This window comes from Enterococcus ureasiticus (genome assembly GCF_001730285.1).
Taxonomy (GTDB): domain Bacteria; phylum Bacillota; class Bacilli; order Lactobacillales; family Enterococcaceae; genus Enterococcus_L; species Enterococcus_L ureasiticus.
Genome location: NZ_MIJZ01000016.1, coordinates 175,301 through 195,492 on the forward strand (window position 1 = coordinate 175,301; position 20,192 = coordinate 195,492).

Sequence of the window (20,192 nt, forward strand, 5' to 3'; positions counted from 1 at the left end):
AAGAGGTTGGGATAGAAGTGTTAAATCCCGAGAACCAAGTCTTTCGATTTTTAGTCTCACTGATCCTTAGAGAGTGATGAAATCGGAACGTAGTGTAGTAACTGCTTTTTTCTCAACTTTTATTCGATTTTAGAGAGTGGAACAAAAGTGTTTTTTACTTTTGTCTCACTCTCATACTCTTTATTTTTTTGTTCTATTTATAAAAGACGGGTAGGTTTGGATCATTCGGTTGATTCAGCTTCATTTTTAAGTTGCTGCGTTTCCATCATTTTGAAAAATGGCATGTAAATGATATATGAAATCGCGATTGAGATTATTGACCAAATTGCCGCACCAATATTTCCATTAGTTGCTATATAGGCTCCAATTACTGGGGGTATTGTCCACGGAACTTGAATGACTATTTTTCCGATGATACCCATACTCATTAAAATATAGGTTCCTATACATAGAATGACCGGAGTCCCAATAAAGGGAATAATCATGATTGGGTTCATTACTATTGGTAAGCCAAAAATCACAGGTTCATTGATACAAAAAATAGCAGAAGGCAATGATAATTCTCCAATAGATTTATACATTTTACTTTTGGAGCGTATCATGTTTAGAACCAAGCCTAAAGTAGCTCCAGTCCCTCCTATACACATAAATACAATCCAATACCCTTCAGCAATTATATTTTGTGCTTGCACGCCATTTTGGAACGCATGTGTATTTTCTGCTAAATAACCTAAAAATACTGGTGTCGCAATCCCAGATAATATATTATCTCCATGTATACCACATATCCATAATAGACACACAAGCGTTGTATATATGAGCATACCTGGCAGTGTTCCCATTCCTGAAACAAGCGGTTGGAACAGATACGATATTAAAGCGTTTAGATCGATTCCAAACAAACAACGTAATACCCAAATGACAATCAGTACAAATGCACCTGGAATTAACGTTGTGAAAGACATTGCTACTGTAGGAGGAACCCCTTCAGGCATTTTGATTACAATATTTTTCTTAACAAAATAGCGGAATGAATGTGTAACAAAAATTCCTATAACAATCGCTGTAAACATTCCTGAAGCACCTAAGGCATCTATATTTACACTTAAATCATTGTTTGTAGTCGCTAATAAAAATCCTATCGTTGTTAATAAGGAATTGGAAATAGGATCTGTTCCTAATTCTTTTCCTAAATGGTACCCAATTCCTATTGCTGAAATAAGACCTAGCACACCAAAGGTTACATTTACTGGCGCATTTAGTAAATTACTCCAAGGCTCAATTAAATCTGTCCAAGCTTTAATAGGGAAATTTCCTATTATCAGAAAGAAACTACCAATAATCGTAAAAGGTATTGTCATAGAGATTCCGTTACGAATAGCAATCAAATGTTTATTGTTCCCTACTTTTAACAGAACTGGAAGCAATTTTGTTTCAATAAAGTTCATAATTATCCCCTTCCTAAGTCAGAACGTCTTTATCTATAATAACAATAGGCGCTTTATGTTTCCAAATTGCTGTTACAGGCCATTGATTTGTTATCTCACCTTTTAGTAGTTGCTTAATTGCTGCCTTTTTACGTGCCCCGCTCGCTTGGACAATTAGGCAGTCTGAATTTAGCAATTGCTTAATCCCTAATGTAATCCCTTTAGATCGATCTATATTTTTGGATTTCGCAAAATATTTTTTTCCAACTTCTTGAGTTGTTTGATCCAAATCAATTATATGTGCTCTATTTTCAAAAGAAACACCTGGTTCATTAAATCCTAAATGTCCATTAACGCCTACACCTAAAAGAGTTAATGACAAACCACCAAATTTAGTAATATATTGATTTGCTTTCTCACATTCTTCTTGCAGGTTTTCCGCGAGAGGATTAAATGTGTGAATCTGTTCTTCTTTTATATTGGCAATCGTAAATAAATTTTTAGTAAGATACGATGCACAGCTTCCAGAGTCTGAAGGATCTAACCCTACCCACTCATCTAATTCTATAAAATGTGCTTGGCTTAAATCAAGGTTTCCTAGTTTAGCTTCTTCAGCGATTAGTTTTAATGTACCTACAGGAGTGTCACCTCCAGCAAAGCAATAGAGTCCTCTAGGGTTATTTTTAATGTATTCAATAATCATATCGGCTGTTTCTTTACTCAGTTGGTCATAATTTTCTGTAATCGAATAATTTAGATTCATTTTTTATCTCCTTAAAAAAAATTTGGTAGGTATTCTTTATGTGCTTCTAGTAGCTCATCCAACATTTTCTTGGCATCTATATCTGTTGATACTAGCGGATTGATTGTCATCGCTAACAAAGCTGTATCGTAGTCACCAGTCACTGCAGCTTCTGCTGCAACACGTTCAAATGATTTAATTTGTTGTACGATGCCTTTGATAGGAACAGGTAATTCTCCAGTTGTCAATGGGATCGGACCTTGTTTGGTAATCAAGCAATTAACCTCTACCGCTGAATTAGAATCGATATCTAAGATTGCACCATTATTCCGTGTATTTACTGTTTGAATATCACGTTTATCGTTATAAATAGAATTAATAAGATTACATGCTGCTTCACTATAATATGCACCACCACGTTCTGATAATTGAGGTGGTTTAATTGCTAAGTCTTGATCTTTGTATAATTCAAAAAGTTCATGTTCAACTTTTTGCACGACTTGGGCTCTCGTTCCTTCTTCTTCAAAAGCTCTCTTTTGATCATTTAGCATTTGTGCTGTTTTATAGTAATATCGTAAATAACCGATTGGAATCATATTTAATTTTTTGAAAAATTCAGGTTCATACGCAAAATCAGCTATATTTTTTAATGAAACGGCATTTTCTTCTTTCTCTGTCATTAGTGAAATAACTTTTTTAGTAACGTCGATTCCGTTGTGGAAAATTCGTTTAGCAAAAACCATATGATTTAATCCTGTAAACTCTACGAAAATTTCTGAACTAGGTACATTTAAAATTTCTGCAATTCCTCGTTCTATTCCAATTGGTCCATTACATAATCCAACAACGTTCTTCATGTTACTGTGGCGTAATACTGCTTCTGTAACCATTCCAGCAGGATTGGTAAAATTGATTAACCACGCATTCGGACAAAGTTTCTCCATATCTTTTACGATATCTAAAATCACAGGTATGGTACGTAACCCTTTAAAAAGCCCTCCTGGTCCATTTGTCTCTTGTCCAATAGTATCGTATTTCAATGGAATTTTTTCATCTTTGGCGCGAGCATCAAGTAACCCTACTCGAAATTGTGTTGTGACAAAATCGGCATTTTTCAAAGCTTTCTCTCGATCTAAAGTTAATTCAATTTTAATTGGGACACCAGCTTTTTCTACCATACGTTTGGCTAACGCACCGACAATCTCTAATTTTTCACGACCTGCTTCAATATCTACTAACCATAATTCTGAAATGGGTAGTTCTTGGTATCGATTAATAAACCCTTCAATTAATTCTGGTGTATAACTTGATCCACCACCGATAGTAACGATTTTTATTCCTTTTTTCATCATAATTCCTCTTTTCGTTTTTTTATTTAGTATAGTTTTTTTTTAGAATAAATAAATAGATTTTAGGAAAACGGTTACACTGATAATAGTTTAGTAACTCGTAACAAACTTGACACAAAACGTGTCACGTGTTTATATAAATATACTTATGAAAAATTTTATAAACGATGAAAGGTGATACTATGCTATTTTTAAATGAAACCCCTTCGTTAAATGATACCGACACAACTATTTACAAATATATTGTTTCTCATCTAAATGATATGAACAAAATGTCTATACGCGAATTGGCTGACAACACTCATACGAGTACGGCAAGCATTTTAAGATTCTGTAAAAAATTCAAAACTTCTGGATATTCAGAATTCAAACTTCGCTTACAAGCCTATTTGAGTTCTCTAAATAAAAATGATCTGCAAACAAATAATACTGAATTAGACGAAGAACTGATTAACTTTATTGTTCGATCTAAAGACACTTTTTTCAAAGACAAATTAGAAGAAGCTGTAGAGTTACTACTCGAAAAAGAGCTAGTCATCTTCATTGGTATCGGTACGTCTAATATCACGGCAGAATATGGCGCTTTATTTTTTTCTTCTTTGTTTAATATGGCCATTAGAATTGAAGACCCAAATAATTACCCTATTAATTATTTAAGTGACACCTTAGCAAAAAAAATGTGTATTGTTGCTTTGTCTGTTTCTGGAGAAACCAAAGAGATAATTACTTATTTAAACCATCTAAACTTGTCCAATAGCTCAATCATCTCTGTAACAAACAGTAGCAAATCTACAATTGCACGCTTAGCAGATATCAGTATTCCCTATTACATTTCTATGGAAAAAATAGACGAGTCTAATGTTACCACCCAGATCCCAGCAATATTTATTATTGAGCAATTAGCGAGAGAAGTTCGAAAAAGAAAACTTCAATTAGATGAACAAAAAAAAGAAAGTTAACATTTTCCGTTTAGAAAGGGACTGTTTTATAAATCTTGTTTACAGAAATGCCTTATGATTGAAAAACAAAACAGCTATCACGAAGATAACTGTTTTTTAACGTAACAAAAAAAGACACTTGATTAAGCGCCTTTAAAAATTCCAAGAAATAGGTCAAAATTCGCGGGAATTACCAATAATCGCCATGAGGTTGTGAACAGATGATGATTGGTACTTACCTGGTAATCTCCAAATTTTTGTGAATTCTGACTTGCTTTCGAAGGGATTGCTTCTGCTCCCATCGTTTATCCGAGTTCCAGATGTCCCAGTCTCGATAGGAGCAAGATAAACAACTAATAATAAACCAACAGTACGTATAACAAACCAAAAATAAGCTCCCGAAAATAAATAGCATTGGCCTCCTGCCATGTACCTATACTAGCTAGCACAGACAAATAAAAGAAGCTTATTAATCTGCACTTGAAAGGTATTTCTTGGTCAATTTTAGAAACCAGATTTTTCATTGACCCACTCATAAAATTCATCTGATATAAACAGGGAAACACTATAGAATATACAACGTACAGTATACATATATAGGCAAAATCAAAAAAATTGGGTCATAATTTCTCTTAGATTATCATTTTACTCATCCAAAAATTGACTCTAAACGTTATTTCACCAGAAGTGTGGTATCAATTGCGTAAGGTAAAACTTGCTCTTTTAAATTTGCTACAACAGTTTCTCCTATTTGCGCAAGAAATACCATGTGAACTCCCTTAGTTTAACAGCAGTTTATTTTTCTATATAGGTGTAAATTCCACACTTAGATCATAAATAGTATTATTTAACACTTCTCGGAAGATGCTTGCTATTTATTCATTAAAGCCCAGAATAGCACTTACCATCCACCTGAAGCTCCTCCACCTCCTGATGAACCGCCACCAAATGAATCACCTGATGAACCACCACTATACTAGAAGAAGAACTATATGAAGTGTAATCTCGTGTGATTATATAGCCACTAGAATCATATAAACGATTTCCTACTAGGACATTTGTCCCTTTACGTTTAGCACCTGCATGTTTCGACATGACCTGTCCAGTACTGATCATTTTTTTAAGACCACGAATAGTGAAAATAAAAATAGGAGCTGACAGATACAAGTAATAGATCTCTTTGTCTGATAATTGATTCATTCGTTGCTTTAATTTCTTCGCTTGTATCATAAATAAAACGCCAGTTAATAAACAAATAAAAATACAGATAACAAAAACAATAATTGCAGCTTTCGCATTACTTAATAGCTCTTTGGCATCCTTTATTTTCAAATCATATTCAGGCGTAATAGAACCAATTTGGGCGTACAACTGATCTATTATACGACTAACTCCTTGATCATAAGCTTTATCTTTAAAATCAGATACCGTATCTTCATCATCAAGAATTGAACCAGCCTGTGCATCTGATACTGTAGCTTCTAACCCATAGCCTACCTCTATTCTAGTTTTGCGATCATCAATTGACATCACATACAAAATCCCATTATTCTTATCAGCTTGTCCAATTCCTAATTGATTAAAAACCTCTGATGCAAAAGTCTCTATGGTCGTATACTCAGGTAGCGATTGAATTGTTACAATCATGAATTGTTGGCCATCATTAAACTGAGAAAATTCTTTATTTATCTGATAAATTTTCTTTTTGGTATCATTTTTCAGTACCTTTGCATTATCTGAAACAAAAATATTATTGCGGTCAATAGCTATTTCTTGTCCGTACACATCTACAATGTAATTATCTTCATTGTTTGACCATCCACTTATTAAACTAGCTTGCGTTTGTTCAAAATTTTTCAATTGTTCATCCGTTGCCGAGTGCTGAATTTTTTCTCTAAGTGCCGAACGTTCTTTCGTTAATTCGTTTATTTGCTTTTTTGAGTCATTATAATCTGATATAGCTAATAACACTAATAAAAATAGTAGTATAGAAAATAGAATCCCTATAACCAAGCTAATCCAAGCAATAACATATCGTATGCTAAATCGTTTTTTATAGCGCTTATACCAATTTAATGAAACCGAATGTTGTTCCTTTTTCATTTTTTTCATTTACTTCCCCCTAAAATACCCCTACTTATGATACGGTTCCCCCCGCATAATCCGAAACCCTCGATAAATCTGCTCCACCAAAATCAACCGCATCAACTGATGTGGATAAGTCAAGTTACCAAACGACATCTGCTGCTGACTTCTCTTCAACACCTCATCACTCAAGCCAAGTGATCCACCAATCACAAAAGCCAACTGACTCTTCCCGTTGATTCCCAACTGCTCAATCTCTTTTGAAAACTCTTCACTACTAAACTGCTTCCCATTGATTGCCAAGACAAAAACGTAATCTTGATCCCCGATTTTAGCTAAAATCCGCTCGCCTTCTTTGCCTTTAACCTGAAGCATCTCTGCTTCACTTAAATTTTCCGGCGCTTTTTCATCCGCTACTTCAATGATTTCGACTTTCGCATAGCTTTGCAGGCGTTTTAAATACTCATTGATTCCTTGAACTAAATATTTCTCTTTCAACTTACCCACAGTAATGATTTTTATTTTCATCGATTTCACGTCTCTTCCTATTTTGTTTCTTTCACTTGTTAACAATTTTATCATGAATGTTTTGACTCTTCCACATACTTTCCCACAAAGTTATACACATATGCACAGACTTATCCACAGAACCATGTCCGATTATCCTTAATTTCACAGTATTTTGAGATACAAACACATATTCCCATTTACTTATACACATTATCCACATTTTGTGGATAACTTTTTCACAGGGGTTTTCCTCTATTTTTCAAAAGTTTTTCACACTTTATTGTGTATAAGTATTTCTCGAATTGTTTTTTTCATTATTTATATCTGTTTTTCTACCCAACTTGTTCATAAAAAATTCAAAGCTCTTGAGTAGACTAAAGGTGTCTTGAAAGACTATACTAAATATAATAAATAATGATAATTAATTAGGAGGTTGCTTGTATGCAAAAGAAAGACGTTACACCTGATTCAGATAAAAAGCAAAATGGGTTATTTAAAAAATTTGGAATTGGTTTAGCTGGAGGATTACTCGGAGGAGCGCTTGTTTTTGGTGGTGCGTATGCCATCATGGGTCAAAGCCCATCTTCATCTAATTCACCAACGACTACAAACTCAGTCAAAGATAACAAAGGCGATACGAAAGTAACAAATGTTAATTTAGACGTAACGAGCGATGTGACTAAAGCAGTCGATAAAGTGAAAGATTCTGTTGTTTCAGTCATCAACCTACAAAGCCCTACTCAAAATGCTGATGACGGAGGTTTAGGTAGTATTTTTGGCGGAAATGATGGCAACCAAGAGGACAGCTCAAAATCTGACGGCAGTGATTTACAAGCTGCAAGTGAAGGTAGTGGGGTAATTTATAAAAAAGATGGTAAAACTGCCTATGTTGTGACCAATAATCACGTAGTAGACCAAGCAAAAGGGTTGGAAGTTATTTTACATGACGGCACAAAAGTTCAAGGAGAATTAGTCGGTACTGATTCTTATACTGACCTTGCTGTAATCAAAATTTCTTCTGATAAAGTGGATTCAATTGCTGAATTTGGGAACTCTGATAAACTAAAAATCGGCGAACCAGCATTAGCTATTGGTTCCCCATTGGGTTCAGCTTATGCTAACTCAGTAACACAAGGGATCATTTCTTCATTAAACAGAAATATCCAAAATGAAAACAATGGGCAAGCGATCAATATCAATGCGATCCAAACAGATGCTGCGATCAACCCAGGTAACTCTGGTGGTCCTTTAGTCAACATCGAAGGTCAAGTAATCGGGATCAACTCTGTTAAAATCGTTCAAGCTCAAAGCCAAGTAAATGTTGAAGGAATGGGCTTTGCGATTCCAAGTAACGATGTAGTTAATATCATCAATCAACTAGAAAAAGATGGTAAAGTGACTCGTCCAGCTTTAGGCATTTCAATGGAAGAATTAACAAATGTTTCCACACAACAACGAAAAGAAATCTTGAAGCTTCCTGAGTCAGTTCAAATGGGTGTGCTCGTTCGTACTGTTCAAACTGCCACTCCAGCTGATAAAGCAGGACTTGAAAAATATGATGTCATCACTAAAATTGATGGCGAAGATATCAGCTCCGTAACCGATTTACAAAGTGCTCTGTACAAGAAAAAAGTCGGCGATAAAATGAAGATTACCTTCTATCGTGATGGGAAAGAACAAAGTGTAGATGTTGATTTAACAATCGATCAATCCGCACTTAAACAAAACTCATCTAACTCAAACAATTCACAAAATCCATAATTTCAATTAATTAAAAACTAGGCTGTATTCTTTTCAATGACATGAAAAAGTACAGCCTAGTTTTTTGCTTTAATCATAAAGCTTTATAGGAGGAATAACTCAAAGAATATTGTAGAATAAAGATACAGTAAAATATTGAAAGAGGGATGCACTATGGCTCACAAATTACGTGAAGAATGGGATAAATTATTTGGTAAAAAATACGATTTAGATACAGTAAAAAACGCGAAGCATGATGAAAATGGACATTTTATTACAGGTGACGGTTTGAATACTGAGGTTTTAGGACATCGTTCTATAGAAGATCTAAATGCCATGATGGATGCAGATTGGAATACCTTTTTAAATGATAGTACTTTGTTTACCTCTTTAGAAGAAGGAGAACAAGATAAAGTTCGTTCAAATGGGCCTAGTTTTGCTGAATATAACGGCGACTAGCAAATGTAAGTAAAGTCTATATATCGAATCTACACGTTCTGATGTCGCTGAATAATCACCGACATCTTTTTTAATGAAACTAATTAAAGATAAAACTCCTCATCAGTACAGATAAGAGAGCAGAGCACTAAAAAAGAGCCTGGGACATAACTAAAAAGGTTATGTTTCAGGCTCTTAGTAACCGAATAAACGGTGGGCGCAGAAGCAATTCCTTCGGAAATAAGCCGAAATTCACAAAAATTTGAAGAGCAATTTTCGTAAATTCCTTCTTATTTCTCGGAGTTAAACACTTCTTTCCCAACCTCTTCAAGCTATTTTATTCACGTTTAAATTTAATATATATCGGGATCATCTCAAAATAAGTAGATTACTAGTCGTATTCTTTATAACATGTTTTGCGACAGATTCTAGTTCTCTTTTAGATAATAACTCATCATAGCTACCTAGAACGATTAAATCCATACTATTTTTTTCGATATATTTATTGATAAAAGATTTTGTACTGCCACTATAAATTGTAGACACTAATTTGTCTACGCCCTCGGCTTTGACTTTTGAAATAACCTTATCCACATCTTTTTGATAGTTTTCGTCATTCTCTTTAATCATATCATATTCATAAGGCATATACATTCCACTATCATATGGTAGATAATTCAGTTGTTCAAGCGCTTCTATTTCAGGTTTGTTAATTAATAAATGAAGTTCAGAATTTTCTCTTTGCGACATAGTAATGACTTCAGCTAATACTCCATTTGGTTCTCCAAATACATCAACTACTGTTACTATTTTTTTATACATAAAATTCACCTCAAATTTTTTCTTAAGTATACCATTCATTTGAAATTTATACCTTTAATACAACTTTATATTGCTTTTATTATCTCTTATTTAAGGATTAATTTTTGCGATCCGTATTCTTTTCTAATCATTTCACTTATGGTATTTTACCTTTTTTAAGCCTACATACCCCACAATTACTATCAATAGTATTCCTATTGCATAGAAAATCCAACTATTTTTTTCTCCCGTTGCTGGATAATCTTTATTAAGGCTATTTTTACTTGGCGTTTCAGGATCATTACCCTTTATTCCATTTTTAGGTATATGCGTATTTGTAATAATAATGTTGCCACTATTTTCGGCGTTGATTGTTACATCGTATCCCTTAATATTTCCTACTTCTTTTACAGTGTAGACGATCGGTTGTCCATTGTTTTTCTCTGCCAAATCAGTCCAAGTCGTTGTCCAGTTATTGCCTTCATTTAAGGTAACTTCTTCTCCTGACTTTTCACCATCCGCATATAATTGGACTTTGATACTGTCGGGACGTATGCCATCTTGATTGTTTCCATCATTCCACGATTTCGTTACTGTTACACTGGTTTTGCCTGGTGTATAATGATTCGTAATAGTTGTTCCTTCTATACTTGTCGAATACTCTGGCACATCATTTTCTGTTACGGTATAAACGATCTCTTGCCCATCTTTATACTTGGGTAAGTTATCAAAATGGTACGTCCAGTTATCTTTTTCCGTTACTTCTTTTGAGTCAACTGGTGCTCCGTTGGCTAAAAGGTTTACTGTTATCGTTGTTGGACGTTTACCGTCTTGGTCATTCTTGTCATCCCATGTTTTTGTTCCACTGATTTCTGTTACCTCTGGGATATGGGTATTTGTAATATTCATCCCATCACTAATTGCTGTATAATTAGGAACGGAATTTTCTGTCACTGTATAGTCAATCTTTTTTCCCTCTTTATATTTAGGTAAATCGGAAAATTCATATGCCCATCCTTCATTTTCTGTAACATTCTTTGTTTGAATTATTTCTCCATCTGCTAATAAATTGACCACAATAGATGAGGGGCGTATCCCATCTTGATTATTTCCATCTTCCCATGATTTGACTCCTTTTAGGTCAACTGTTTCAGGTTTATACGTATTGGTTAAAAGGATAGCTTTTCCTTCATCAGTCGAATTTATACTCAAATCATATTTTGAATCAAGTTCTTCTCTAGCTGTATAATATAGAGGATTTCCATTATTATCTTTTATTGGTAAGTTCCCCCAGATATACTCCCAGCCATTTTCTTCATTTAGCTCTTGTACCTCACCAAATTTAGTTTCATTGCCTTGTGTCAGGCTTTCGTTACTTGTATGCGTGTATGGTTTATCGCTCTGATATAATTGTACAGGTAAATTCAATGGACGTATGCCATCTTGATTATTTGAATCATCCCAATTTTTCAAGACTGAAAAAGATGTTTCGGATAAATCTAAATCAATACTGGTTCTGGTAGTTAATGTCCTTTCAATTGGTTGGTATCCACCGAGTGGTTGAACTCCACTTGAAATAAATACCAAATAGTAGGGATGTCTAGTCGTGAGCAGTGTATCTATATTAAAATAAATGACCGTATCATCGGCTTTATCTTTATCAATTAGGTCTTTCGGTATATCTATAGAGATTGTTCGCTTATCGTAGTCTTTATTAATTGTAGTATCTTTCGTAATATCGGTTATTTTAGAATTTTTATAGAGTTGTACCCCTATATTTATCTCTTCATCTTTTACTTGAAGTAATTTTTCTGTTTCTTGATCGATATTGTCTTCAAATTGCAATAAGTAATTATAATTTGTCCCATCGTCACCGTTTGGAATAATCTCTTTTGCGTTGATTTCAACGTTATTTATTTTGTTGATCACTTCTTGATACGAGGTATCATCATTGGTCTTTGTTTGCGCTTCGGTGTATAGATCTTTTATTAAAGGATTTGATTCAATTAACTTATTATCAAATTTTCCTCCAGTCAATTTCCAAATAACAACTTGTATTGCAGCATATCTAGTTAACTCGTTTGCATCACGATATCCTTCAACATTTGGTACAGAATTCTGTGTATCTTGATTTTCGTAGAAAGTTTGCATCAACCATAGTACTGAGCCAGATATTTTTTCGTTCGTATCTACTTTATAATCTTGACCTGATGGATAGTATTTACTTTCGTCCAAACAAAAATATAAATTTTTATCATTATCGACAATCGTATATAATCTAGAATTCAATAAATTCAAATTAACTAGCTTAACATCTGGATTTCCTTTTAAATTCGTATCTAAACGAACATTTTTAATTGGTTCTGGCGGTAAAATAGTCGCCTCCGCCTTGGCAACTTTAGGCAAACAAATAAAACTAAAGAAAATCAACAATAAATATATGTATTTCTTCATCTTTTCATCTTCTTTCTTTTTTATAATTGCATATAAATGGAGTAGTATCTGATTTCCAATAACATTTCAAAGGTAATTTTTAAATTAAACATTTTTTCTAATTCACTAGAATATCCATGTTCTTTTATTAAAATCTACTCACTATTAAAACGTTATCGAAAATCTTATTCTGTATCAAACAGTTTAGATTATACATTACCTTTAAAAATTATAAAAACCGTACACTTGTTATTTAATGATCACATCATGAAATGAAGTTTTCTCTTTCCTAGATATTTAGAGTATCATCTGATTAACTAACTATTCAATATTAATATTTAATTTCATAATATTTTTAATTTAATTTCAAAATAACTGTTTTTATAATAAAAAAAACTGATACCAAAGGAGTTTTTTCACCAATTAATATTTTCTTTTTTAAAAAATATATTTTTAATAAAATGAAAATTTACATTACAAATACAATTAATCCTCAATATACTTCTATAAAAATAGAATATTAATTTTTTATAAAGAGTCGCTACTATTAACAATTTCATTTGTCTATTTATTTTACATCCGCAAATATCGCGAGTATTATTACATATACAAATTATGTAGAAAGGTGTTTATTATGATAACAAATTTAAGAGATATAGGTGGCATTACCGTACCTACAGGGACTTTAAAAGAAGGCTATTTCTATCGAAGTGGTCAGTTAGTTGGATTAGTGAAAAAAGACATTCAATTTTTAGAGGATGATTGTAGAATCAAAAAGGTCTATGATTTTAGAAACAAAACAGAAATCTCAGAGCAGCCAGATATGGATATGAACAACATTACAATAGAGAATATTGATATATTAGCATCTGAGGATTCATCTAGTATCGCTTCTTTACAAGGAATGTTAGATATTAACCAAAGTGATGTCGAAAAAGCGATGATTGAAACCTATGAGGAACTTGTAATCAGTAATTCTGCACTGTCTGGTTATAGTAAGTTTCTTACGGAAATTTTAGAAGAAGATCAACCTATTCTATTTCATTGTTTTGCCGGGAAGGATCGTACTGGATTTGCAGCTGCTCTTATTTTAAAAATAGCTGGTGCCTCTGATCAAAGCATCATGGACGATTATCTAAAAACAAATGAATCTAGAAAATCAGCAAATAAACAAATTATTGACTCACTGAAAAGCAAACTTACTGAACAGCAACTAAACGCTTTGGAACTTGCTTTAAATGTTGATAAAACGTATTTATGTCATGCAAAAAAAGTTTTAGAAGAGCATTTTGGTTCTTTTGACAATTATTTACTTGAGGGATTAAAACTAGATACTGATTATGTAGATCAATTCAGAAAAAAATTCATTGTTTAGCAGTTGTTGAACATAACCTATCTCAGAAAACGAGGTTGAGGTAGTGGCTTCTGTTGCTACCGCTTATTCGAGTTGTCTAAATCGTAGAGGTATGTCCCAATCTCGTTTTAAAATTAATACACTACCATAAAAAAAGATCTGCTAGCGAATGGATGGTTATAAAGTGAAGGAAGAATTAAAAGACATCATCTTATATATTCCAATTATTTTTGTTCTTGCATATATCTTATTATTAGCAGATAAAACAGCTAAAATAGGTGTCTTTGGTACGATGATTACATTGTTGATAAACACTGATAACTATGAACTAAAGTATAAAAAAAAAATAAGTGAATCTACTAAATTAAAAATTTTAAAGTTTAAAAATATTGCACTTACCTTTTATTGCAGTTGCTACATAACTGGGATTATAAATATTTTCATTACAAACGCTACTCTTCATACAGTAGTAAATTTAGTATTTCCTAGTATATTTTTTTTGATTATCTGGTTATATGTTCAAAAAATAATCCCTACAACGATTGATTATATGGAAAAAAACAGAAAAAAATAACAATATTATGATTTTAAATTTTTCCGTCGTAATCATAACAAAGCAATTCCTTTTAAGAAGTTTTTCTATGAATGTCAACTATTGTCAAGACTGATATAGCGAGTATTCATCGTGCTATTCTCCTCACTAACAGGGTGAAGGAAACTCAAAGATTGAATTTCCTTCACTCACGTTGATTTTTCTATATTATTTTAATGATACGCTCTTAACACATCGTTCGCTAATGATGGGTAAGCAAAAATGATTTTTTTCAGCTCTGATTTAGTCCATCCCGCATGCAATGCCATCGTAAAATAATTAATAAACAAATCCGCTTGATTACTTAAGCTAGTTGCACCAACTATTCTATTATCACTTTTCTGATATACAACTTTTACTAACGCAATAGCGTCATTATTTTTTTTATATTCTAGCCAATCAGTCATATCAATCGTTTCAACGCTATATAGACCTTGATATTCTTTGGCGTGGGAAATTGAGATGCCTACTTGTGCTAATTTAGGTTGACTAAAGGTGGACATCACTGATAATGGATAGTCTATATTTTTCAGCCCATCTCCGGTCAAATGTTCGACTAAATAGTCTGCCTCCCAAACTGCATATGTAGCTAGTTTTGGTACAGGAGTGTTACTACAATCTCCACATGCATATATAGTTGATATGTTGGTTGTTAGACACTCATCGACGACAATACCGTGTTGATCTGATTCAATCCCGATCCTTTCAATTCCTAAATCAGATATATTTGGTATTCTACCAGCAACACAATAAATAGCATCTGCTTGATACTCGATACCTTTAGCCGTTATAGCACTATAATTGTCTCGATTCTTTTTTACTGCAATAAGCTGTTCATCAAAATGATAGTTTATTCCACGACTTTTATTTAACTCAATTAGCTTATAAACAAGTTCTTGGTCAAAGGCAGCTAAGGCTCGCTCATCATGCTGAATGACAGTCACTTCTGTATCAAAAGCTTCAGCAATGGTTATAAAGGCGAACGCAATAATCCCAGCCCCAATAAAAATTACTTTCTTCGGCAACTCTTTTTGCGTCAAAAAATTAGTACTGTCTTTTAAATAGTCGCTACCTTCAATTTGTAATGTTCTACTTTTTGCATCTGTTGCTATCACAAATTTTTCCCCTTCATATTGAGAGCCAGCTACTTCAATATGATGCTCATCCACAAATATTGCTTCTCCATAAATTGTATCGATTCCAGCCTTTCGCAATGCTGTTTCATGCTCTAGTGATTCAGTGTTCTCGAGTGAATCTATATAGGCCATAGCTGACTGCCAGTTGGGCGTTAGTTCATTTACCGCACCTGTTTTGGCTAGTTGCTGTGCAGTAAGTTTTAGCTCTGCAAAAGCAACCAACTCTTTTTTCGAGTACTACCGTAGTTTGCAACCGCTCCACCAAACTTGTTAGCTTCGACAATAGCAACACTCAACCCTTTTTTATTTAGTCCGTAAGCAATCGTCAAACCACTTAACCCACTTTCAATAACAATCACATCATACGATTTTGTCACACACTCACTTTCCCATCTAGTTAATTTTAGCTTAGAATGTTTCGCTCTTTACTAAATATTCTTTTTAGTGATTTTATTATTCTTGAAGCAATTTTTTGGTATCGATCCTTAAAACTCGATCAACCCATACTTTTTCGTTTTCTCGATAAGGTTTAGCAGCAGACTCAAAAATCGCATATATTTGTCCTTCACTTGCTGATACTTGTTCTCCATGAGCCGGCATATCAACCACTTTCTCTATGTCATTATCTAAAAAACTTTTTTTGTTTGTATCATAATTAAATAGTAGTAATTTAGAATTTTTGAACGTACCATAAGATTGAGTAACAACTAGTTTATCTTCAACAAACGTAATCCCTTGTAACTCTTTAACGATTGTTTCATTTGTTTTGCTTTTATCTATATCCATAGTTGTGTGGATTACTTGCTCCGAAGCCAATTGCCCTGTCATTTTCCCTCTTTCGTCTAAAGGGTACTGTTCTAACTTGCCATCTGATTGACTATCAAAATAGCCGACATATATATTTTTATTTGAATACGTAATGACTGACGCTCTTTTTACTTGTGGTAGTTCTACTTGTTGTGTGTACTTGATTGGTTGAAGCGTATTTTTTAATTCATAGTTTTCTATACTGTCCATCGGAATCGCAACAATTTCTGCTCGATCTTTATGGCGAGCGCAAACCCAGACATTTTTTGCAATCGGATCATGTGTGACCCCTCCAACATGGGGATAGCCTTCAAGAACCACTGTTTTTATATACTGATGTGTATTCTTATCCAGCACATAAAAGACTGAATTATGTTTATGTTCATGACAATAAGAAGAAATAAGTAAGTAATCGCCTGCCATCGTGACTCCTTGTGGTGTCATAGAATCGCATTCAACGATTGTTTTTATCTGATTATTTTCAAGTGTTGTTGTACTAAGTAACCCTGGTATCACATACATGCCATTTTCCCTTTTTCCTTCTTGGGATTCGACAGCTAAATTATACAATTCTGAATATCCGATGATTGCTTCAGCCTGTTGCTCGTATGTTTTATAAATGGCAGGTGTTACATTCGTCATAGCTTCTTGCTGTTTCTCTATGTCTGTTGATAATGCCGAATCGTGTTCATTATTGAGTTTCGAACAACCAGAAAAAATCGTCATGAATGAAAGAAAAAGTATCATCCCCTTAAATCGAGTCTGCATAAAATCTCCTCCATTTCCAAATGCTTTATACTTCTTCTATTTCTTTAATTCTATTTAAAAAAATGATAAGTTGCAAATCTAAGGGTATCACTTTTTAAAAGAGTCGTTTTTATAACAACCTATTCTCATTTAATAGATAGATTTAGTGTAATTAGAATAAATGAATAGGGACTGGAAGAAAACACATGGTGTTTTCTTCCAGTCCCTAACAACTAATAAATAGATTTAGGTACATTTATTTCCCAACAGGAAAGGCTTCGCCAATTACTGCATCAAAAGGCAATTCTAAAATTCCTTTTTTCGCTGGCGCATCAGGTAAGCGTAATTCACCTGCTGAACAAATCATGCCAAAACTTTCTACACCACGTAAAACTCCTGGCCAAATCATCAGACCATCTGGCATCATAGCGCCAGGTTTTGCAACAACAACTTTTTGTCCCGCTTTGATATTTGGCGCACCACAAACGATTTGTAATACGTCACCATTATCCACTTCTGTTTGCGTGATCGATAAATGATCTGAATCAGGATGTTTTTTACAAGATTTTACAAAACCGATGACGATTTTTGGTTCACTCTCTTTAGCCAAGGTTTCGGAAAAACCTACTTTAGCAAGTTCTTCATTCACTTTCGTTAATTGTTCTTCGGTCAACTCTACTTGGCCATCGCCTTCAATGTCTCCTAAAATCGTTGATGCCTCAAAAATATTCCAAGCTACAACTTGATCCTCTTCCACTACACTTACTCGTGCCACATTTCCTTTACGTTCTACACGATTTTCTTGACCTTTATCATCTGCTGTGATGACCATCAGGACATCACCGACATGTTCCTTATTGTAAGCAAAAATCATTTTTTCCCACTCCATTTTTATCTTTTTTCTATACTGGCTTTTTAAAAGCATGCAGTCCCTCTATCACTTATCCATCTTAACAAAAAAATAGAGTCACTGCATGGAATTTCATCTATTTTTTTAGCACTTGCACCAGAAAAAATAAGTGAAACAAAACGGTTACGCCTTGCTTCACCTATTTTACGCGTGCTATTTATTTACTTTTTTGTTTCTGGATGGACGATCAAAACATCACAAGGTGCATGACGAATGATGTAGCTACTAACACTGCCCATCATTAAACGCTCTACCGCATTTAATCCTGATTGACCGACCATGATCAAATCAACATCATATTTTTCTGGCAACTCTTTACACATCACTTCTTTTGCCACACCATACGTTATCACGGTTTCTACTTGAGTAAAATCAGCACTTTTGGCATACGCTTTACAGTCTTCCAATATTTCTTTAGCACTCTCTGTCTCTTGATCTAATAACCCATCATTCAAAGAGGAATAACCCATCATCATATAGACTTTATTTTCTATCACATGAGCGACGATCACACGGCCATTATTTCTTTTAGCTACTTCAATTGCTTGTTGATAGGCTAAATTTCCTTGATCACTGCCATCTACACCAACTAAAATGTTTTTATAGGTTTGTGTTAACACAGTACTCATCTCCCGATTGTTTTATTTTCTCTCTTGAATAGGCTAGCTGATGCCATTAAAACCTCAACTAATACTTTTTAAAAATGTTGTGATTTCTTCTTTGGTTTTACGGTCCTTGTTGACCAAGCGACCCAGTTCTTTCCCTTGATCCGTCACAACAAAACTTGGAATACCAAAAATAGTCCATTCAGAAGCAAGATCCATGAACTTATCTCGATCCACTTCAATAAAACGAAACTCTGGGAATGCTGCTTCGATTTCAGGCATCACTGGTTTAATAAAACGGCAATCACCACACCAATCTGCTGTGAAAAAGAAAACACTTTTTCCTTCTGAAACGTAACCTGCCAACTCTTCATAAGATGTTGGAATAATCATAAGCTATCCCCTACTTTCCGTAAATGATCGTATTAACTGTTGTTTTATCTAATCCTTTTAAGACCTGGATCAACATTTCACGGGCTGCTTCAAAGTCTTTGATATTGAACATTGTTTGATGTGTATGGATGTAACGCCCACAAACACCGATTACTGTACTTGGTACGCCATTATTCGTTGTATGTGCCGCACCTGCATCGGTTCCACCTTTTGACACAAAGTATTGGTATGGAATGTTATGTGTTGCAGCTGTATCTAATAAATATTCTCGTACACGAGGTAATGTGATCATACCAGGATCATAAATGCGCAACAATGTCCCTTCACCAAGATGTCCATATGTTCCTTTTTTCGTTTGGATATCATCAGCCGCTGAGCAATCGACTGCAAAGAATAAATCTGGATTAAATTTATGAACAGAAGGTTTAGAACCACGTAAACCGACTTCTTCTTGAACGTTAGCACCCGCAATCAGCGTGTGGCCTAATTGTTCATTTTGCAACGCTTCTAATGCTTCTAACACTAATGTACAACCATAGCGGTTATCCCATGATTTACTGATAATATTTTTACCATTAGCTGTCTTGATTGTTTCAGTTTGCGGAACGATCGAATCACCTGGGCGAACGCCATAGCTTTCCGCTTCTTCTTTTGATTCAAAACCAGCATCGAATAATACATCTGTCACTTCTAATTGCTTTTGACCGCTTGTTCCGCGTAATAAGTGCGGCGGAACGGAAGAAGAGATACATGGATAATTGCCTTTACTTGTTTTTAACGTGAAACGTTGTGCTGATACCACATATGGATTCCAGCCGCCTAAAGGAACCACTTGGAACAATCCATTATCTTTGATTTGCGTCAGCATGAAACCAACTTCATCCATGTGAGCAGCTACCATAACACGCGGTGCATCTTGTTCTTTGGCTCTTTTAAGTCCAAAAATCCCACCTAAACCATCATATTGAATCTCGTCTACTAATGGTGCCATATTTTTTTTCATATATGCACGAATATCATCTTCAAATCCGCTTGTCCCTTGTAATTCTGTTAGTTCTTTGATGCGTTGAAATGTTTTTTCTTCCATCGTTGTATTATCTGCCAGCGATCCAGCTTAAGATCAACCATTCTTTTTTGTTAAAAAATAACACTATTTTCAAACAAAAACGGCAGATACTCCTTTCA

At 34.1% G+C, this 20,192-nt stretch carries 19 protein-coding genes; 5 read left to right on the forward strand and 14 right to left on the reverse strand.

Annotated elements, in window-relative coordinates; all coding sequences use genetic code 11:
* Positions 1-221: 221 nt before the first annotated feature.
* Genes BCR21_RS15065 through BCR21_RS15075 form a run of 3 tightly spaced genes read right to left on the reverse strand, consistent with a single transcriptional unit; the run spans position 222 to position 3,518 of the window.
* On the reverse strand, positions 222-1,448 hold the full coding sequence (locus BCR21_RS15065; RefSeq protein WP_069647281.1) for a PTS sugar transporter subunit IIC: 1,227 nt from the start codon (positions 1,446-1,448) through the stop codon (positions 222-224).
* A 13-nt stretch (positions 1,449-1,461) separates the two neighbouring features.
* A complete protein-coding gene (locus BCR21_RS15070) occupies positions 1,462-2,190 on the reverse strand; it encodes a glucosamine-6-phosphate deaminase (protein WP_069647282.1) in 729 nt (242 codons plus the stop codon).
* A gap of 11 nt (positions 2,191-2,201) precedes the next feature.
* The gene (locus tag BCR21_RS15075; RefSeq protein WP_069647283.1) at positions 2,202-3,518 is read right to left on the reverse strand and encodes a 6-phospho-beta-glucosidase; all 1,317 of its coding nucleotides are present in this window, start codon (positions 3,516-3,518) and stop codon (positions 2,202-2,204) included.
* 182 nt (positions 3,519-3,700) lie between these two features.
* On the opposite strand from BCR21_RS15075, the gene BCR21_RS15080 reads away from it, so the two are divergent.
* Positions 3,701-4,477, forward strand: coding sequence for a MurR/RpiR family transcriptional regulator (locus tag BCR21_RS15080; protein WP_069647284.1), 777 nt, complete (start codon positions 3,701-3,703; stop codon positions 4,475-4,477).
* Positions 4,478-5,338: 861 nt separating this feature from the next.
* Here the strand turns inward: BCR21_RS15080 and BCR21_RS15085 are convergent.
* Both BCR21_RS15085 and rlmH read right to left on the reverse strand, forming a co-directional pair.
* The gene (locus tag BCR21_RS15085) at positions 5,339-6,568 is read right to left on the reverse strand and encodes a TPM domain-containing protein (RefSeq protein WP_069647285.1); all 1,230 of its coding nucleotides are present in this window, start codon (positions 6,566-6,568) and stop codon (positions 5,339-5,341) included.
* 21 nt (positions 6,569-6,589) lie between these two features.
* Positions 6,590-7,069, reverse strand: coding sequence for a 23S rRNA (pseudouridine(1915)-N(3))-methyltransferase RlmH (gene rlmH, locus BCR21_RS15090; RefSeq protein ID WP_069647421.1), 480 nt, complete (start codon positions 7,067-7,069; stop codon positions 6,590-6,592).
* A gap of 423 nt (positions 7,070-7,492) precedes the next feature.
* On the opposite strand from rlmH, the gene BCR21_RS15095 reads away from it, so the two are divergent.
* Both BCR21_RS15095 and BCR21_RS15100 read left to right on the forward strand, forming a co-directional pair.
* A complete protein-coding gene (locus BCR21_RS15095) occupies positions 7,493-8,812 on the forward strand; it encodes a S1C family serine protease (protein ID WP_069647286.1) in 1,320 nt (439 codons plus the stop codon).
* A 153-nt stretch (positions 8,813-8,965) separates the two neighbouring features.
* Positions 8,966-9,250 carry a hypothetical protein gene (locus tag BCR21_RS15100; protein ID WP_069647287.1) on the forward strand — a complete coding sequence of 95 codons (285 nt, stop codon included), beginning with the start codon at positions 8,966-8,968 and terminating at the stop codon, positions 9,248-9,250.
* A gap of 348 nt (positions 9,251-9,598) precedes the next feature.
* Here the strand turns inward: BCR21_RS15100 and BCR21_RS15105 are convergent, their stop codons facing one another.
* Both BCR21_RS15105 and BCR21_RS15110 read right to left on the reverse strand, forming a co-directional pair.
* Positions 9,599-10,051, reverse strand: a complete 453-nt coding sequence (locus BCR21_RS15105) for a universal stress protein (protein WP_069647288.1) — start codon at positions 10,049-10,051, stop codon at positions 9,599-9,601.
* Between the two features lie 132 nt (positions 10,052-10,183).
* Entirely contained in the window at positions 10,184-12,484 is a 2,301-nt protein-coding gene (locus BCR21_RS15110) for a Cna B-type domain-containing protein (protein WP_069647289.1), read from the reverse strand.
* A gap of 613 nt (positions 12,485-13,097) precedes the next feature.
* Here BCR21_RS15110 and BCR21_RS15115 point away from each other — a divergent pair.
* Both BCR21_RS15115 and BCR21_RS15120 read left to right on the forward strand, forming a co-directional pair.
* A complete protein-coding gene (locus tag BCR21_RS15115; protein ID WP_069647290.1) occupies positions 13,098-13,838 on the forward strand; it encodes a tyrosine-protein phosphatase in 741 nt (246 codons plus the stop codon).
* 163 nt (positions 13,839-14,001) lie between these two features.
* Positions 14,002-14,391 carry a hypothetical protein gene (locus tag BCR21_RS15120; RefSeq protein WP_084013354.1) on the forward strand — a complete coding sequence of 130 codons (390 nt, stop codon included), beginning with the start codon at positions 14,002-14,004 and terminating at the stop codon, positions 14,389-14,391.
* Positions 14,392-14,582: 191 nt separating this feature from the next.
* Here the strand turns inward: BCR21_RS15120 and BCR21_RS15125 are convergent, their stop codons facing one another.
* The 7 genes from BCR21_RS15125 to pepA all read right to left on the reverse strand — a co-directional run bounded on the left by BCR21_RS15125 (position 14,583) and on the right by pepA (position 20,094).
* Positions 14,583-15,767 carry an FAD-dependent oxidoreductase gene (locus BCR21_RS15125; RefSeq protein ID WP_084013355.1) on the reverse strand — a complete coding sequence of 395 codons (1,185 nt, stop codon included), beginning with the start codon at positions 15,765-15,767 and terminating at the stop codon, positions 14,583-14,585.
* The gene (locus tag BCR21_RS16920; RefSeq protein WP_139125675.1) at positions 15,746-15,922 is read right to left on the reverse strand and encodes an NAD(P)-binding protein; all 177 of its coding nucleotides are present in this window, start codon (positions 15,920-15,922) and stop codon (positions 15,746-15,748) included. The genes BCR21_RS15125 and BCR21_RS16920 overlap by 22 nt, the downstream gene beginning before the upstream one ends.
* A 76-nt stretch (positions 15,923-15,998) precedes the next feature.
* Positions 15,999-17,120, reverse strand: a complete 1,122-nt coding sequence (locus BCR21_RS15130) for an FHA domain-containing protein (protein ID WP_069647292.1) — start codon at positions 17,118-17,120, stop codon at positions 15,999-16,001.
* A 235-nt stretch (positions 17,121-17,355) separates the two neighbouring features.
* Positions 17,356-17,973 (reverse strand): YtpR family tRNA-binding protein, encoded by a 618-nt coding sequence (ytpR, locus tag BCR21_RS15135; RefSeq protein WP_069647422.1) that lies wholly within the window; start codon positions 17,971-17,973, stop codon positions 17,356-17,358.
* A 197-nt stretch (positions 17,974-18,170) separates the two neighbouring features.
* Complete coding sequence (locus BCR21_RS15140) at positions 18,171-18,629, reverse strand: universal stress protein (protein WP_139125676.1); 459 nt, start codon at positions 18,627-18,629, stop codon at positions 18,171-18,173.
* Positions 18,630-18,692: 63 nt separating this feature from the next.
* On the reverse strand, positions 18,693-19,007 hold the full coding sequence (locus BCR21_RS15145) for a thioredoxin family protein (RefSeq protein WP_069647294.1): 315 nt from the start codon (positions 19,005-19,007) through the stop codon (positions 18,693-18,695).
* A 10-nt stretch (positions 19,008-19,017) separates the two neighbouring features.
* Positions 19,018-20,094: a glutamyl aminopeptidase gene (pepA, locus tag BCR21_RS15150; RefSeq protein ID WP_069647295.1), complete on the reverse strand. Its 1,077-nt coding sequence runs from the start codon at positions 20,092-20,094 to the stop codon at positions 19,018-19,020.
* Positions 20,095-20,192 lie beyond the last annotated feature (98 nt).